Annotated in this window: 17 protein-coding genes; 10 read left to right on the plus strand and 7 right to left on the minus strand. The window is 63.7% G+C overall.

Annotation, left to right across the window (positions count from 1 at the left end):
• Positions 1–122 precede the first annotated feature (122 nt).
• The 4 genes from ACIPY2_RS01240 to ACIPY2_RS01255 all read left to right on the plus strand — a co-directional run bounded on the left by ACIPY2_RS01240 (position 123) and on the right by ACIPY2_RS01255 (position 2,924).
• The gene (locus ACIPY2_RS01240; protein WP_400264579.1) at positions 123–956 is read left to right on the plus strand and encodes a TIGR00730 family Rossman fold protein; all 834 of its coding nucleotides are present in this window, start codon (positions 123–125) and stop codon (positions 954–956) included.
• A gap of 26 nt (positions 957–982) precedes the next feature.
• Entirely contained in the window at positions 983–1,315 is a 333-nt protein-coding gene (locus ACIPY2_RS01245) for a DivIVA domain-containing protein (RefSeq protein WP_400264580.1), read from the plus strand.
• 80 nt (positions 1,316–1,395) lie between these two features.
• Positions 1,396–2,574: a hypothetical protein gene (locus tag ACIPY2_RS01250; protein ID WP_400265086.1), complete on the plus strand. Its 1,179-nt coding sequence runs from the start codon at positions 1,396–1,398 to the stop codon at positions 2,572–2,574.
• A 182-nt stretch (positions 2,575–2,756) separates the two neighbouring features.
• Complete coding sequence (locus ACIPY2_RS01255) at positions 2,757–2,924, plus strand: DUF3117 domain-containing protein (protein WP_064721643.1); 168 nt, start codon at positions 2,757–2,759, stop codon at positions 2,922–2,924.
• A 107-nt stretch (positions 2,925–3,031) separates the two neighbouring features.
• Here the strand turns inward: ACIPY2_RS01255 and ACIPY2_RS01260 are convergent, their stop codons facing one another.
• Positions 3,032–3,664: an O-methyltransferase gene (locus tag ACIPY2_RS01260; RefSeq protein WP_400264581.1), complete on the minus strand. Its 633-nt coding sequence runs from the start codon at positions 3,662–3,664 to the stop codon at positions 3,032–3,034.
• Between the two features lie 247 nt (positions 3,665–3,911).
• Between ACIPY2_RS01260 and sigE the strand changes: the two genes are divergently transcribed.
• The 3 genes from sigE to ACIPY2_RS01275 all read left to right on the plus strand — a co-directional run bounded on the left by sigE (position 3,912) and on the right by ACIPY2_RS01275 (position 5,866).
• Positions 3,912–4,535 carry an RNA polymerase sigma factor SigE gene (sigE, locus tag ACIPY2_RS01265; protein WP_400264582.1) on the plus strand — a complete coding sequence of 208 codons (624 nt, stop codon included), beginning with the start codon at positions 3,912–3,914 and terminating at the stop codon, positions 4,533–4,535.
• Between the two features lie 118 nt (positions 4,536–4,653).
• A complete protein-coding gene (locus tag ACIPY2_RS01270; RefSeq protein ID WP_400264583.1) occupies positions 4,654–5,439 on the plus strand; it encodes a hypothetical protein in 786 nt (261 codons plus the stop codon).
• A gap of 31 nt (positions 5,440–5,470) precedes the next feature.
• The gene (locus ACIPY2_RS01275) at positions 5,471–5,866 is read left to right on the plus strand and encodes a Sec-independent protein translocase TatB (protein ID WP_400264584.1); all 396 of its coding nucleotides are present in this window, start codon (positions 5,471–5,473) and stop codon (positions 5,864–5,866) included.
• 32 nt (positions 5,867–5,898) lie between these two features.
• Here ACIPY2_RS01275 and ACIPY2_RS01280 read toward each other — a convergent pair whose 3' ends face one another.
• The 3 genes from ACIPY2_RS01280 to ACIPY2_RS01290 are packed head-to-tail and all read right to left on the minus strand — an operon-like array spanning position 5,899 to position 9,031.
• Positions 5,899–7,026, minus strand: a complete 1,128-nt coding sequence (locus tag ACIPY2_RS01280) for an Mrp/NBP35 family ATP-binding protein (protein WP_400264585.1) — start codon at positions 7,024–7,026, stop codon at positions 5,899–5,901.
• Positions 7,027–7,032: 6 nt separating this feature from the next.
• Positions 7,033–7,764 (minus strand): DUF1003 domain-containing protein, encoded by a 732-nt coding sequence (locus tag ACIPY2_RS01285; protein ID WP_400264586.1) that lies wholly within the window; start codon positions 7,762–7,764, stop codon positions 7,033–7,035.
• Complete coding sequence (locus ACIPY2_RS01290; protein WP_400264587.1) at positions 7,745–9,031, minus strand: magnesium transporter MgtE N-terminal domain-containing protein; 1,287 nt, start codon at positions 9,029–9,031, stop codon at positions 7,745–7,747. Before ACIPY2_RS01290 ends, ACIPY2_RS01285 begins: the two co-directional genes overlap by 20 nt.
• 76 nt (positions 9,032–9,107) lie before the next feature.
• Between ACIPY2_RS01290 and ACIPY2_RS01295 the strand changes: the two genes are divergently transcribed.
• The gene (locus ACIPY2_RS01295; protein WP_400264588.1) at positions 9,108–9,899 is read left to right on the plus strand and encodes a general stress protein; all 792 of its coding nucleotides are present in this window, start codon (positions 9,108–9,110) and stop codon (positions 9,897–9,899) included.
• 60 nt (positions 9,900–9,959) lie between these two features.
• Here the strand turns inward: ACIPY2_RS01295 and ACIPY2_RS01300 are convergent, their stop codons facing one another.
• Positions 9,960–11,540: an aminopeptidase P family protein gene (locus ACIPY2_RS01300; protein WP_400265087.1), complete on the minus strand. Its 1,581-nt coding sequence runs from the start codon at positions 11,538–11,540 to the stop codon at positions 9,960–9,962.
• An 80-nt stretch (positions 11,541–11,620) separates the two neighbouring features.
• On the opposite strand from ACIPY2_RS01300, the gene ACIPY2_RS01305 reads away from it, so the two are divergent.
• Positions 11,621–12,466 carry a PHP domain-containing protein gene (locus ACIPY2_RS01305; RefSeq protein WP_400264589.1) on the plus strand — a complete coding sequence of 282 codons (846 nt, stop codon included), beginning with the start codon at positions 11,621–11,623 and terminating at the stop codon, positions 12,464–12,466.
• Positions 12,466–13,074, plus strand: coding sequence for a MarC family protein (locus ACIPY2_RS01310; protein ID WP_400264590.1), 609 nt, complete (start codon positions 12,466–12,468; stop codon positions 13,072–13,074). The genes ACIPY2_RS01305 and ACIPY2_RS01310 overlap by 1 nt, the downstream gene beginning before the upstream one ends.
• Here ACIPY2_RS01310 and ACIPY2_RS01315 read toward each other — a convergent pair.
• Both ACIPY2_RS01315 and ACIPY2_RS01320 read right to left on the minus strand, forming a co-directional pair.
• Positions 13,012–13,953, minus strand: a complete 942-nt coding sequence (locus ACIPY2_RS01315) for a DNA-methyltransferase (RefSeq protein WP_400264591.1) — start codon at positions 13,951–13,953, stop codon at positions 13,012–13,014. The genes ACIPY2_RS01310 and ACIPY2_RS01315 overlap by 63 nt on opposite strands.
• A 9-nt stretch (positions 13,954–13,962) precedes the next feature.
• Entirely contained in the window at positions 13,963–15,642 is a 1,680-nt protein-coding gene (locus ACIPY2_RS01320) for a DEAD/DEAH box helicase (RefSeq protein ID WP_400264592.1), read from the minus strand.
• Positions 15,643–15,805 lie beyond the last annotated feature (163 nt).

Below are 15,805 nucleotides of genomic sequence, written 5' to 3' on the forward strand. Positions count from 1 at the left end.
CACGGCAAGTTCTTTGAGATCGTGACTGAACAGAAACCTGCATTCCAGCGATATACCAGACTGCAATGCAATCAAGCGGGTCAAGGGGCATTGCTCGGATTCATAGGCGCTAGCCTTGGGCAATGAGTATCAGCCAGCACCCAGTTCCCAGCCCCGACGCCAATGGCCGCGTAGGAAGCAGCGCGCCTCTCACCTCTACCGTCGCGCCGGCCAAACATAAAGGCCCGCTGGAACTGCGCCGCAAACAGGCCGATACCGGGATGTCTGACCAGCATTTGCTCGATACCTCCGGGGCGGGCCAGTTCATCCATACGGATCCCTGGCGCGTGCTCCGCATCCAGAGCGAGTTCGTTGAGGGCTTTGGCGCACTGGCGGACATCGGGCCTGCAGTCAGCGTATTCGGCTCGGCACGCACGCGGCCGGGAACGGAGTACTACGAGATGGCGGTGGACGTTGGCCGCAAGCTCGCCGAGTCGGGAGTTGCCGTCATCACCGGAGGCGGCCCGGGCTCCATGGAAGCCGCCAACAAGGGGGCGGTGGAAGGCAACGGTGTCTCAGTCGGCCTGGGCATCGAGTTGCCGTTCGAACAGGGACTCAACCAGTGGGTGGACCTGGGGATCAACTTCCGCTACTTCTTTGCCCGCAAGACCATGTTCGTCAAGTATGCCCAGGGCTTCGTGGTCCTCCCGGGCGGGCTGGGAACCCTGGATGAACTCTTCGAAGCCATGGTGCTGGTCCAGACACGCAAGGTGACATCGTTCCCGATCGTCCTGCTCGGTGTCCGCTTCTGGGGACCCATGATCGAATGGATCCGGGACACTTTGGTGGCCGAGGGCATGGTGTCGGAGAAGGACCTGGACCTGATCCAGCTCGTCGACGATCCCGCTGACGCCGTTCACCGCGTCCTCCACGGCGAGCCGTTGCCCACGCCGACCGGCGAGCAACGCCCGGAGTAAGTTACTGCTTCTGGCACCATGGTGCTGTGAGTTTTTTCCTGGTATCTATCGCGATTGTCCTCGTGGGCGCGGCCCTGTACTTCGGTGCAGGGATCGTCCGTGGCCGTTCCCTGGGGGCGGGGCTCGATGATCCCACGCCCAACCTGCCTCCGGTCCTGTTGCCGGAGGAGGCCGGGGCGTCCGATATCGACGGACTGCGTTTCGCGCTGGGCCTGAGGGGATACCGCATGGACCAGGTGGACCAGGTCCTTGACGAGCTCAGGGACCAGCTTCAGGCCAAAGACCGGGAGATCGAACGGCTGAAGGGCCTGCTCCAATCGAAGCATGACGATGGTGGCGCGATCCGGACCGCTCCATGAGCGCTCCGGTTCCCTCCCCGCCGCGCTGGGAGGGTGCCACCGTCCGCATCGGCAGGGCAATCACTACCACCGGCTCCCGGATGGCGGCTTGGCCTTGGTGGCTGCAGGTCAGCCTGGTTTTCGTCGCTGCACGGCTGGTCAGCGCAGCCATTTTTGTTGCGGCCGCCATCCATCAGGGCACCAACCCATGGTTCCCGCCTGCCCCCGACTACTGGAACTTCATCACCATCTGGGACGGGCGCTGGTACCAGAAAGCTGCCGAAAGCGGCTACCCCTCGGTACTGCCGGTGGACCAGAACGGGGTGGTCAAGGAGAATACCTGGGCTTTCTACGCACTGTTCCCTTTCCTCGGACGTGGAGTCAGCGCCATTACGGGCTTGGGGACCCTGCCCTCGTTGACGCTCATCGCCATGGTGGCCGGGCTGGGTGCCGCGCTGGTGATCTACAGGCTTTTCCGGGAACTGGCCGGCAGGCGAACTGCCATGTGGGGCGTTGTTTTCGTCTCCACGTTTCCCATTGCTCCGATCCTCCAGGTTCCCTATGCGGAATCCCTGAACCTCCTGCTTCTGGCGGCGTCCCTGCTCCTGGTGGTTCGGCAGCAGTACCTGGCGGCCGTCCCGGTGGTCATCCTGATGTGCTTTTCGCGTCCCACGGGGGTCCCTTTTGCCGCGATGCTGGGGATGCTTCTTTTGTGGCGGCTGTGGCAGCGTTTCGGCCCCTCGCGTTCTTCAAGCGCGGCTGCGTCCAACGGCAAGCTCCTTTCCCTCGCCGGGCTGGTGGTCATCACGGGAATCGCCGCGCTCGCCTGGCCCGCGATCGCGTGGGTGGTTACGGGTGACCCCGCAGCGTACACCCGCACCGAAACGGCCTGGCGCGGGGACAGCCTCGTTCCGTTCAAGCCATGGTTTGATACAGGCCGGATGTTGTTCGGCCCCGTCCTGGGTGTCCTGGCGCCCTTCGTCTTCACCGGACTGTTCGTTCTTGTCATGATCTCCAAGCCCGTCAGGGCACTGGGAACCGAACTGCGCCTTTGGTGTGCTTCCTACATGGGGTACCTGCTGGTCTTCCTGCATCCTCAGACCAGCACTTTCCGGATGCTGCTGCCGCTCTTTCCCTTGGCGCTGGGTGCTGCAATGCTTTCCAAGTCCAGGGCTTACCGGGGCACCGTGGTGGTCATGTTCCTGCTGTTGCAGGTTGTCTGGGTGGTTTGGCTTTGGGCTTGGGCCCAATTGCCCGGAGGTGGCGATTATCCACCGTAATTAATCCAGTGATTCGCTACGGACGGGTAAGTACGGGATAATGGAAGACGAGCAAGGACAAAAGCACCTAAAAGTGCCCGGCCAAGGCGGCCTCCCAAGCGTTGCCGCCGGCTGCAATTGCGACGCGGATCCAGCCCGGCCGGGTTGGGCGTGACTTGGGACAAATGGAGGGGATTTTCCTAATGGCGGCTATGAAACCACGTACTGGCGACGGCCCTATGGAAGTGACCAAAGAGGGACGCAGCCTGATTATGCGTGTGCCGCTTGAAGGCGGTGGGCGGCTTGTGGTTGAGCTCAACGCCGCTGAGGCAGAGAACCTCAAGGAATGCCTGGTAGGCGTTACCGAATAGATTCAGCAGAGCAGGGCCCCGGCGAACCGGGGCCCTGCTTTTGTTTAAGGACCGGAGGTTTCATTGTCCGCCGGAGTCCAATTCAAGGGTAAGAATTACAAAAAACGCTATTTTTTGACGGCCACTAAAAGTCCGTCTCCCGTGGGCAACATTGCGGAGGCCAGTCGCTCGTCGTCGCGGATCGTTTTGCCTACCTGCCGAAGAACGGCCGTGGTCGAGTCGCGCGCTGCGGGGTTGGAAACGCGGTCCTTGTCCAGGGCGTCGTTGATGACCAGGGTTCCCTTGGGCTTGAGAAGCCGCACGGCCTGGTCCACATACTTGGGGAAGTTCGGCTTGTCGGCGTCGATAAACACGAGATCGTAGGCGTTGTCCGTCAAGCGCGGCAGGACGTCCCCGGCACGGCCGGAAATCGTGCGGATCCGGTTTGCCGGCGAACCCGACTCCAAGTAGGCCTCGCGGGCCGCCTTGAGGTGTTCGACGTCGACATCGATGGTGGTCAGCACGGCTTGCGGGCCAAGCCCGCGCAAGAGGCAGACACCGGAGACCCCGGCGCCGGAACCTACTTCCACCACGGTCTGCGCCTTTGATGCAGCGGCAAGCACCGTCAAAACAGCTCCCACGCCGGCGCTGACCGGCGTGACGCCGAGCTCGAATGAGCGTTCGCGGGCGCGCAACAAGACCTCGTCCTCAGCAGGCAGGTTTTCTGCATAGGACCAGCTGGTTGACTTGTCGGCACTCATGAAGGGTTCGCTTTCCGCGCGTAGGGGATTTGGTTACCAGACTACTGGGTTCAGCCGCCCATGCCCGGTGTTCAGGCCCTCTCCGGCTGTGTCCGCGAGGAAGTTGGCCGGATACAGTTCTGCCGTGCGGGGAAATTGCGCTTTCGGTCAGGAAATTCCCAGACAAACTTGGGATGATGTTGGTCCACTCATCCAAGCGATGGGTGGCACCGGATAACGGTGAACCACAGTTTGAGGGGAGTGGACGATGCCGGCATCGAATGCTGCGCCAGTCCAGACATCGGAAAGCCACGAGGCAGGTACTGATTGGGTCATGCCCAGTTGGGAGGAAGTGGTCGCCAACCACTCCGCAAAGGTCTACCGCCTTGCATACCGCCTGACAGGCAATAAGTTCGACGCCGAGGACCTCACCCAGGAGGTCTTTGTGCGGGTCTTCCGCTCGCTTGAGAACTTCAAGCCGGGCACCTTGGACGGCTGGCTCCACCGGATCACCACCAACCTCTTCCTGGACCAGGCGCGCCGTAAGAGCCGCATCCGCTTTGATGCCTTGGCCGAGGACGCGGAATCGCGCCTCCCGGGGCGTGAGCCCGGACCGGAACAGAGCTTCGAACACAATAACCTTGACCTCGATGTGCAGCGCGCCTTGGAGGAACTGCCGCCGGACTTCCGGGCAGCCGTGGTTTTGTGCGACCTTGAGGGGCTTTCCTACGACGAGGTGGCTGAGGCTTTGGGCGTGAAGCTGGGCACGGTTCGATCCCGGATACACCGTGGGCGGACCATGCTGCGGGAGAAACTGGCGCATCGCGATCCGCGCTCGGCCGCCACACGCAAGCCACGCCTGAAGATGCCCCGCATCGCCGGCATCCTCTAGGCAGTCAATGCCACCACGCGACGTACTTCCGGGACCCTCGTCCCGGCGAAGAATCATGGCAGGCAGGCATTCCCGCAATCCGGATCATCTTGAACGGTGCGTGGAATGCCGTGCTGCCTTGAGCCGTGAACGGCAGTACTTGGAACGCCTGCGCGACGCTGCCGTCCCCGAAGCCAGCCAGGACCTAACAGCAAGGCTATTGCAGCACACCCCGCGCCTGGCCAATGAGCATGCCCCGGAGTGGGCCAAACCAGGGGAAACCGCAAGCCCCACCTGGAGGGGGCTTCGCGTTGCCGGTGTTGCGGCCGGCACCCTCGTAGTGAGTGCAGGCGCCCTGGCTATTTCCGCTTATGCCGTGGCCGGCGATGTGGTACCGGGGGAGCGGCTTGCCGGCTCGGACGTTGCCGCAGCCTTTATCGGGGGACCCGCACAACTCATGTCGGCACCGGTTCCGGGTGCCGGACAAACCGTGGCGCTGAGCCCGGGACAGCTTGATTCACTGAGGGAGCAGGGGTGGGCCTGCCCCGAACTTTCAGGGCTGGGATTCCACGTCACCTCAGCCGAGGCGATTGTCCACGACGGCCACCCTGCCGTGGAACTGACGCTCGAGAGCAACGGCCATCACGCAACGGTTCTTGAGGAGCATTTGCCTGGCGCCGGCCAGTCGACCACCGCGCAACTTTCAGTCACGCAGGGGACCCCCTGGGGGGCCGTTTACCGCACCCCGGCGGGCGTTCTGAGCTACTCATCGGACCTCCCCGCAGAAGAGGCGGACGACGCCGTCCCGGAATTGGTCCGTGCGGCCGATGCCATGGCGACTGGTTCGGAAGTGCCAGCCCCGGAATCGTGGTCCGACCGGCTGCTGCGCGGCCTCAGGACCCTGCTCCGCCCCGCTGGTTTATGAGCGGCTTCACAGACAAGGTAATCTTCGTAGCGTGTTTGGAATCAACGGCCCGGAGTTCATCGTCCTTTTGATCATCGGCGTACTCGTCATCGGTCCGAGCCGTCTGCCCGAATACACCCAAAAGCTTGCCAACCTGGTGAAAGAAGTGCGTCGGATGGCTTCCGGGGCACGGGAACAGATTAAAGAAGAAGTCGGCATCGATATCGATGAAGTCGACTGGAAGAAGTACGATCCCCGCCAGTACGATCCCCGCCGGATCATCAAGGACGCGCTGTTCGAGGACGATTCCAAGCCACTGAGTGCAGGAGCGCCCGCGGCGGCAGCCACCGTCGCTGCTGCCGCTGATGCCAAACCTGCAGCTCCTGCGCGGGTTATTGAACGTCTCGCTGAGGGCGAAGCCGCACCTTTCGACACCGAAGCGACCTGAGCGTCCCGCTGCAGGGCCGGACCGGCCAAGCCTTAGCGGGGCTGTATTCCCAAGTTCATGCCTGCCAGCCCGCGGGGCCGGGCGGCCAGCTTTCCGGCGATCTCCTTCATGGCAAGTCCGGCTGAAGTGTCTTGCTCTGCAAGGACCACCGGCTGCCCTGCGTCTCCGCCTTCGCGGAGCCGGATGTCCAGCGGAATCTGTCCCAAGAGGGGCACATCGGCTCCAACCGCGGCACTCAGGCGTTCCGCCAGGACGGCGCCCCCGCCACTTCCGAAGAGTTCCATCCGGCCGCCGTCGGGCATTTCCAGGAAGGACATGTTCTCGATGACGCCGGCAACCTTCTGGCCGGTCTGGGTAGCGATGGTTCCGGCGCGTTCGGCTACGTCCGCTGCTGCCGCCTGCGGAGTGGTGACCACCAGGATCTCGGCGTTCGGCAGCAGCTGGGCCACGGAGATGGCGATATCGCCGGTTCCAGGGGGAAGGTCCAGGAAGAGGGCATCGAGGTCGCCGAAGTAGACGTCCGTGAGGAACTGTTCCAGGGCACGATGAAGCATGGGTCCCCGCCAGGCCACTGGCTGGTTGCCGGCTACGAACATGCCGATGGAAATAACCTTCACACCGTAAGCAACGGGCGGAAGGATCATGTCGTCAACCTGCGTGGGCTTTTGGGTTATGCCCATGAGCGCGGGGACGGAGAACCCGTGGACGTCGGCATCCACGATGCCCACCCGCTGCCCCTGGGCAGCAAGGGCGGTTGCCAGGTTGACCGTGACGGAGGATTTGCCAACACCGCCCTTGCCACTGGCAACGGCATAGACCTTGGTGAGCGATTCCGGCCTGGTAAACGGGATACCGCGCTGGCCGCCGGGCCCCCTGAGCTGCTCTTTGAGGGCGTTGCGCTGTTCGGGGGTCATCACTTTGAGCTCAACGTCTACCCCGGTCACGCCTCCCACCCGCGAGAGGGCCGCCGTGGCATCCCGTGTGATGGTCTCACGCAGCGGGCAACCGGCGATGGTCAACAGCACCGTGAGATGGACGGTCCCGTCGTCGCCGGCCGAGACGGACTCAACCATTCCGAGCTCGGTGATGGGGCGGCGAAGCTCGGGGTCGATCACTGTGGCCAGGGCAGCATTCAGCGATTCAAGGGATGCGGTGCTCATGAAAGGTCAGGCTCGGCTTTCGGGATGTTCAGGCGCTGCGGGCTTCGCGCTTGAGTGCTGCGGTCCGGTGCGTTGAGGACGGACCTTGGGGATTTGCTGGGTCCGTGGACCCCGGGATTTGTCGCGCTTGTCCTTGAGCTTCTCCTTGACCCTCTCGCGCGGGGACTCGCCGTCTTCCGTGGCGGTGTCGCCCTCGCGGAGTTCCTCCTGGGCATCGATGATGTCTTCCAGGAGGCTGCGGAGCTCCGCGCGGACGTAGTCGCGGGTGGCTACTTCCCTCAGGGCAATACGCAGCGAGGCCAGTTCCCTGGTGAGGTATTCGGTGTCGGAGAGGTTCCGCTCGGCGCGCTGACGGTCCTGCTGCAGCGATACCCGGTCACGGTCGTCCTGCCGGTTTTGGGCGAGCAGCAGCAGGGGAGCGGCGTAGGAGGCCTGCAATGACAACATCAGCGTCAAGAGGGTGAAGCCGAGCTCCATCCTGTCGAACTGCCACTCGGTGGGCGCGAACGTGTTCCAACCCAGCCAGAACACACAGAACACTGTCATGTAGACGAGGAACTGGGGCGTACCCATGAAGCGGGCAAACCCTTCCGTCGCGTTGCCGAAAGCGTCCGGGTTGGGGGACAACTTGGGGAGGATCCGTTTCCGCCCGCTCAGCGGGATGTCCAGGCTGCTGGCCCGGCGGTCCGAGGACTTGGTTGAACGTGCGGCGTTGATATCAGCCAATGCGGCCTCCAAGTTTCCTTACGGGGGCGTCGTCCTCGTGGGCGCGCCAGTCATCCGGCAACAGGTGATCCAGCACGTCATCAACAGTCACCGCCCCCACAAGACGGCCGTCGTCGTCGACGACGGGAAGCGAGTTGAGGTTGTACGTGGCCAGGGTCCGGGCTACTTCGCTGATGTGGGCCTGGTCAGAAAGGGGCTCGAGGTTTTTGTCGACGAGGTTGCCCAGGGGCTCCGGCGGCGGGAAGCGCAGGAGCTGCTGGATGTGCACCACCCCCAGGAAACGGCCGGTGGGCGTTTCCAAGGGCGGGCGGGCGATGAAGATCGACGAGGCGAGGGCCGGTGAAAGTTCTTCGCGGCGAACGTGCGCCAACGCTTCGGCAACCGTAGCCTCCGGCGGGAGGATGACTGGCACGGGAGTCATGAGGCCACCAGCGGTGTCTTCGTCGTACTCAAGGAGCCTGCGGACGTCTTCCGCTTCCTGGGGTTCCATCAATTGCAGGAGCTCTTCAGCCTGGGCCGAAGGGAGCTCGGCCAGGAGGTCGGCGGCGTCGTCCGGATCCATCTCTTCGAGGACGTCTGCGGCACGTTCCACATCCAGGGCGGACAGGATTTCCACTTGGTCGTCCTCAGGGAGTTCCTGCAGGACGTCGGCCAAGCGTTCGTCCTGCAGTTCGCTGGCAACCTCGAAACGGCGCTTGTCGCTCATTTCCTGAAGCGCTTCAGCGAAGTCGGCAGGCTTGAGGTCCTCGTGGGTGGCCACGAACTGGGTGGCGGCCTGGGGCTCGTTCCGGGCACCGGTTTGGGCGTCCGCCCAGTCGATGATGAGGGTCTCGTTGTTGCGGCGGAGCCTGCTTAGCGGCGAGAGGGAGTGGCCTCGGCGGACAAAAAGCTTGCTGACAAACCAGTCCTTGGACCGGTGCTGGTCCATGGCAATGTCTTCGATGGTGGCGTCGCCGCTGCCGTCGGCCAGGGTTACGCGGCGATCGAACATTTCGGCCACCACAAGAGTCTCCGCGCCGCGCTGTTCAAAGCGGCGCAGGTTCACCAAACCGGTGCAGATGATCTGGGTCTGGTCGATCGAGGTAATCCGGGTCATGGGCACAAAGACGCGCTTTTTGCCAGGCACCTCCACAACGATGCCCACCACGTGCGGGGCTCCCCGGGTGCCCCTGGAGAGCACCACGACATCGCGCAACCGGCCAAGACGGTCGCCCAAGGGGTCGAAGACGTCCAAGCCGAGCAAGCGCGCGACGAAGACGCGTGAGGGATGTGTGCTCATGTTTACAGGCTACCGAGTCTGCTCTCTTTTAGCTGAATTCCAGCCCCCATACATGTCCATGCGACACAATGGGGCTATGTCTAACATTTTTGGTGGTCCCAAAGCCGTTGAGGAATCCCGGAGCGTCCCCCAAGGAGACACTGTGGGTTCATACACCTCCTATCTGGATGCCCAGAAGGCGGTGGACTACCTTGCCGACCAGCAGTTCCCTGTGCAGTTGGTATCGATCGTTGGAAACGACCTCAAAATGGTGGAACGGGTTACCGGCCGTCTCAGCTATCCCCGGGTTGCGCTTTCAGGGGCTTTGAGCGGCATGTGGTTCGGCCTGTTCGTAGGCGTCATGCTCTCCTTCTTCACCCCGGGCGGTGGTCCTTTCTCGATCATCACGTCCGTGCTGATGGGCGCGGCGTTCTTCATGCTGTTCGGCATCGTGACCTATGCCATGCAACGCGGTAAGCGCGACTTCACGTCCACCAGCCAGGTGGTGGCCACCAACTACGACGTCATTGTGGCCTTTGAAGCAGCACACGAGGCCCGCCGCCTGCTCCAGCAGCTGCCCATGAACCCCTCGCAGGCCGCTGGCGCCCAGCCACGGAACTACAACCCGGAGAATGCGCCGTTCCAGCAGCCCGGCCAGGCGCCCGAACGTCCTTCCACGTGGAACGACCCCTACGGCCAGCGTGCGGCCCAGCCTGGCGAGCCGGAGCCGGCACCCACCAAGCAGGTGCAGAACCCGGCACCTTCTTCCGTCCGCTACCCCGACCTGCCGGACGGCCGTCCGCAGTATGGCGTCCGCGTCACTGAGGGGCAGAACGCCCCTGAACAAGGCGGACGGCAGAACGGACCAGACGAGTCCACCAAGCAGTAGGCATCGAAAAGGGAAGGCCACCGGATCCGGTGGCCTTCCCTTTTGCGTTGCGTTTTCCCGTTACAGCGACTTCTGGCTTTCCTGGTAGATCCCCGCCATCCATGACTCGACGTCGTCGGCCTTGCGCGGCAAAGCTGCGCTCAGGTTCACCGGGCCGTCGGCGGTCATGAGGATGTCGTCCTCGATGCGCACACCGATGCCGCGGTATTCCTCGGGGATGGCGAGGTCCTCTTCCTTGAAGTAGAGGCCGGGTTCGATGGTGAAGACCATGCCCTCGGCGAGCTCGCCGTCGAGGTAGAGCTCCCGCTTTGCCTGCGCGCAGTCGTGCACGTCCAGACCCAGGTGGTGGCTGGTGCCGTGCGGCATCCAACGGCGGTGCTGTTGCCCTTCGGGGCTGATGGCCTCCTCAACGGAAACGGGCAGGAGGCCCCACTCTGCCAGCCGTTCGGCAAGGACCGTTGTGGCGGCGGTGTGGATTTCCCGGAACTTCACGCCGGGGCGGGCTGCGGCGAAGCCGGCGTCGGCAGCGTCGAGTACTGCCTCGTAGACCTTGCGCTGCACATCGCTGAATGTGCCGTTGGCCGGCAGGGTACGCGTGACATCGGCGGTGTAAAGGGAATCAGCTTCCACGCCGGCGTCCAGCAGGAGCAGTTCGCCCGCGTTGACCTTTCCGGTGTTCCGGTTCCAGTGCAGCACGGTGGCGTTGTTTCCGGAGGCGGCGATGGTGTCGTAGCCCAGTTCGTTGCCCTCTTCGCGGGCCCTGGCAAAGAACGCGCCTTCCACCACGCGCTCGCCGCGCTTGTGGGTCAGTGCCCGCGGCAGGGCGCGGACGACGTCGGCGAAGCCTTCAACGGTTGCCGCGACGGCAATCCGCATCTGCTCGATTTCCCAATCGTCCTTGATGAGCCGGAGTTCGGACAGTGCTTCGCTGAGCTTCTCGTCCAAAGCGTCAAGTTCGCCCAAGTCCAGGTTTTCCGGATCCTTGGCCGTGTTGTAGCGGGCGGTGTCCACCAAGGCGTCGATGTTCTCGTCCACCTTGCGGACCAAGCGGATGGAAATGCCGCCGATCTCCGGTGCGCCCACGTTCTTGGTGATGGCCACCTCGAGTTCGGAGATGTGGGCGGTGGGGAGGCCCAGCCGGGCTTCGAACTCGGCAAGCGTCGGCCGTGCGCCGATCCAGAATTCGCCCGCGCGCGAATCGGCGTAGAACTGTTCCGTATCGCGTCCGGCGAGCGGGCGGAAGTAGAGGGTCGCAGCGTGGTGGCCGCCGTCGTCGCCCTTGCCTTCGGCCACCGGCTCGAGGATGAGCACGGCGTCGGGCTCGTGGTCCAGTCCCAGGCCGGTCAGGTGCGCAAACGCGGAGTGCGGACGGAATCGGTAGTCGCAGTCGTTCGAGCGGACCTTCAGCGGACCGGCAGGAATGACGAGCCGTTCACCTTTGAACAGTTCAGAGATGGCACGACGGCGGCGGGCGGCATGGTCAGCTACGGCGTCGCGTGCAGGGGTTACCTGCGGGGCGGGCGCCCAGTTGCCGGCCATGAATGCCTTGAAGGCATCGGAGGTGGGCCGCTGCGAGCGGTTGTTGACTCGCTCCTGCAGGGGCTGGGACACAGAGATCTGGGTGTTTTCGGCATCGTTCACCGTTACATCGTCCCACCAGTTCAGTGACGAGGCCAACGCCGCAACACAGTAAGCCGGTGCCGATCCCATAGGCTGGGAAAGTGAGGATTGACCTGCATGCGCACTCGAATGTTTCCGACGGAACCGAGACACCCGCCGGGGTGATCCATTCGGCCTTGAAAGCGGGCCTGGATGCCGTGGCGTTGACCGATCACGATTCGACGGACGGCTGGGAGCAGGCCGCCGCTGCGGCAAAAGGCAGCGGCTTGGCGTTCGTTCCCGGCATGGAGATTTCCTGCCGCACGGACAAGGGGATCAGCGTCCACCTCTTGAGCTATCTGCACGATCCCGCGCACCCGGGTTTGCTGGAGGAAATCAACAAATCCAGGGACGCGCGGCTGACCCGTGCCGAACGCATGGTCACGCTGCTTTCGGAGGATTACCCGCTTACCTGGGACGACGTCATCCACCATGTTGCCCCCGGGGCCACGGTTGGGCGTCCACATATCGCGGACGCACTCGTTGCCGCGGGCGTGGTGGCCGACCGCTCCGAAGCCTTCACCACCATCCTCACCTCCCATTCCCGATACTTCGTCCAGCACTACGCGCCTGATCCGGCGGTCGCCGTCGAACTTGTCCGGGCGGCAGGCGGCGTGCCCGTCTTTGCCCACCCCGTGGCCTCTTCACGAGGCCGGATCGTGGGCGACAAGACGTACCGGGAGATGATCGACGCCGGGTTGCTTGGCTTGGAAATCGATCACCGCGACAATCCTGAAGAAGGACGCGAATTCCTGCGCGCACTCGCGGCCGAACACGGCCTCCTGATTACCGGATCCTCTGACTATCACGGTACCGGCAAGCCGAACTTGTTGGGGGAGAACGTCACGGACCCCGCAGTGCTTGCCCGGATCGAAGAACTGGGCACGGGCAGCACGGTGGTCCGTTGATGGACCTGCAGTTGCTGGCTTCCGTGATTGTCACCCTGTTCGTCATCATGGACCCGCCCGGGACCGTGCCGATCTTCATGTCCCTCACAGCCCAAATGACGGCCAGGGACAGGAACCGCTCGGCGCTGCAGGCGCTGCTCGTGGCCACAGGGGTGATCGTCCTGTTTGCGATCTTCGGCCAGTCCATCCTGAACTACATGCACATTTCCCTGGCCGCGCTGCAGGGAGCGGGCGGTTTGCTCCTGGTGCTCATTGCCCTGCAGTTGCTGACCGGCAATACCAGCGGCGAAGAAAACGCGGCCAAGTACAAGAACGTGGCGTTTGTTCCCTTGGGGACGCCGCTCATGGCCGGACCGGGTGCGATCGTTGCCGTCATGGTGTTCGTGCAGCAGTCCACGGAGTTGTCCGACTACCTCGCGGTCGGCAGCGGTATTGCGGTGGTGCTTGCTTCGCTCTACTTGGCGATGCGCTTCGCGGGCATCGTCCAACGCGTGCTTGGCGAGAACGGCGTGGAACTGGTCACGAGGATCGCCGGCCTCCTGCTCTCAGCCATTGCTGTGCAGATGATCGCCGACGCTGTGCAGGCCTTCGTCAAGGGTGCTGCCTGACTCATCCAAGGCCACGGAACTGTCATGGAACACTGCCTTGGCGCCCAGCCGTTTGCGCATGACCTCGATGGCCTGCACGTTCTGGTCAACGCAGACAAACCTGCGGCCGAGCTTCGCTGCGACGGCACCGAGCGTGCCGGAGCCGGCAAAGAAATCCAGGCACCAGTCGCCCTTGCGGCTTGACGCTGCAACCACGCGCCGCACCAGGCCCTCGGGTTTCTGGGTGGGGTAGCCGGTCTTCTCGCGACCGGTAGGGGAGACGATTGTGTGCCACCAGACGTCCGTGGGAAGCTTTCCGCGTTCGCGTTTGGCCGGTGTCACCAAGCCCGGGGCCATGTACGGTTCGCGGTCCACTTCTTCGTTGTCGAAGTGGTACTTCGTGGGGTTCTTGACGTAGACCAGGATGTTGTCGTGCTTGGTTGGCCAGCGGTTTTTGGCCCTGGCGCCGTAGTCGTAAGCCCAGATGATCTCGTTGAGGAAGCATTCCCGGCCGAAGATCGCATCGAGCATGACCTTGGCATAATGCACCTCCCGGTAGTCCAAGTGCAGGTACAGGGTGCCGTCATCCGCCAACAGCCGCCACGCCTCAACGAGCTTGGGTTCCAGGAACGACCAATAGTCGCTGAAGGCGTCGTCGTAGCTGTGCAGAGCGCCCTTGATGGTGTCGTATGAGCGTCCTTTGAACCCGACCCGGTCACCGTCGCCGTCGGCGTTCCGGACCATGCGTGTTTCCTGGCGTCGCTGGACCCTGCCGGTGTTGAAGGGCGGATCCACGTAGATGAGTGTGAAGGCGCCGTCCGGCAGCGTGGGGAGGAAGTCCGCGTTGTCCGCGTGCACCACCAGGTTGCTGCCGTCCGGCGCCCAAACAGTTTCAGTCATCGGACGGTATTAGGCCTCGGTGTTGGAAGGCTCGGCGGCTACGGCGTCGCCGGAGACCACTTCACCGTTCCGGCGGCGCGTGCGGGTACGACGAGTCCGTGCGGGCTTCTCGGGTGCTTCAGCGCTTGCTGTCGGGGTGGAGGCGCCGTCTACGGGGGCCGCTTCGGCGTCGGACGTCCGACGGCGGCGGGTGCGGTTGCGACCGCCGTCGCCCTTCGTTTCGTTGCTTGAAGAGCTGCCGGACTTACCGGAACGGCTCCTGCCGCGGCCGCCGTCACGGCCCGACCCGCGGGAGCCCGAGTTCTTCTTGCCGGTCTCGCCCAGGTCTTCCAGGACCTCGGCGTCGACGCCGGCGAGGGTGCGCTTGTTGCGCGGCAGGCGACCCTTGGTTCCCTCGGGGATGTCGAGGTCCGTGTAGAGGTGCGGCGAGGAGGAGTAGGTTTCCACTGGTTCGGGAACGTTGAGTCCAAGAGCCTTGTTGATCAGGGCCCAGCGCGGTACGTCGTCCCAGTCAACGAAGGTCACGGCAGTGCCCTTGTTGCCTGCACGGCCGGTACGGCCGACGCGGTGCAGGTAGATCTTTTCGTCCTCGACGCATTGGTAGTTGATGACGTGGGTGACGTCCTCGACGTCGATGCCACGGGCAGCAACGTCGGTGGCAACCAGGACGTCCACCTTGTTGTTGCGGAAGGCGCGGAGAGCCTGCTCGCGCGCACCCTGGCCCAGGTCGCCGTGGATGGCCGCCGCCGCGAAGCCGCGGTCCACGAGTTCCTCGGCAACCTTCGCGGCAGTCCGCTTGGTCTTGGTGAAGATGATGGTGCGGCCACGGTCCTTGGCCTGGAGGATGCGGGCAACAACCTCGGTCTTGTCCATGCTGTGGGCACGGTAGATGAGCTGGCGGATATCGCGCTTGGTGAGGCCCTCGTCGTTGGGGTCGGCAGCGCGGATGTGCGTGGGCTGCGTCATGTAGCGGCGCGCCATGGCGATGACCGGCCCGGGCATCGTGGCGGAGAAGAGGAGGGTCTGGCGCACCGCCGGGGTACCGGCGATGAGGGTTTCGACATCCGGGAGGAAGCCGAGGTCCAACATCTCGTCTGCTTCGTCGAGGACCACCATCTTGACGTTCTTGAGGCTCAGGTGGCGCTGCTTGTAGAGGTCGATCAGTCGGCCGGGGGTGCCCACTACGATCTCGACACCCTTCTGCAGGGCTTCGATCTGGGGTTCGTAGGCGCGTCCACCGTAAATGGTGGCGATGCGCGCGTTGCGCTTGCGGGAAGCCGTCTGGAGGTCGTTGGCAACCTGGACTGCGAGTTCACGCGTAGGAACGATGATGAGTGCCTGGGGGGCGCCCTGGACCGCCAGCTTCGCGTAACCGGCGTCGTCGCGGCCTTCGATGCGCTGGAGGACCGGGATGCCGAAGCCAAGTGTCTTGCCCGTGCCGGTCTTGGCCTGGCCAATGATGTCGTGGCCGCCCAAGGCCACGGGAAGGGTCATGGCCTGGATGGGGAAGGGATGGGTGATTCCGGCGTCGGAGAGGGAATCCACGATGTCAGCGCGGACGTTGAAGTCCGCGAACGACTTTTCTTCGAGCTCGTGGGGCGTCTCGTCCGAGGTGATCGTTTCCTCGGGTTCGATGGATTCGGTTCCGGTGGAGTCCGTCAGGACTTCATGGGTGTGCAATTCACTCACAGGGAGTTTCCTTATTCATTTGGGCATTGGCGCTGCATGCTCAACGGCGGCGGCAAAGCCGTACCGGAGCAGAACGTGCGCACAAGCATTTCCAGTGGAAGCCGATCGCGGGCTATCTAAGTACTGGCACTGGGGACCAGCGGGCACATCTCAAGATCGCGTA

The sequence above is a fragment of the Paenarthrobacter sp. NPDC089675 genome (genome assembly GCF_044749185.1).
Classification (GTDB): domain Bacteria; phylum Actinomycetota; class Actinomycetes; order Actinomycetales; family Micrococcaceae; genus Arthrobacter.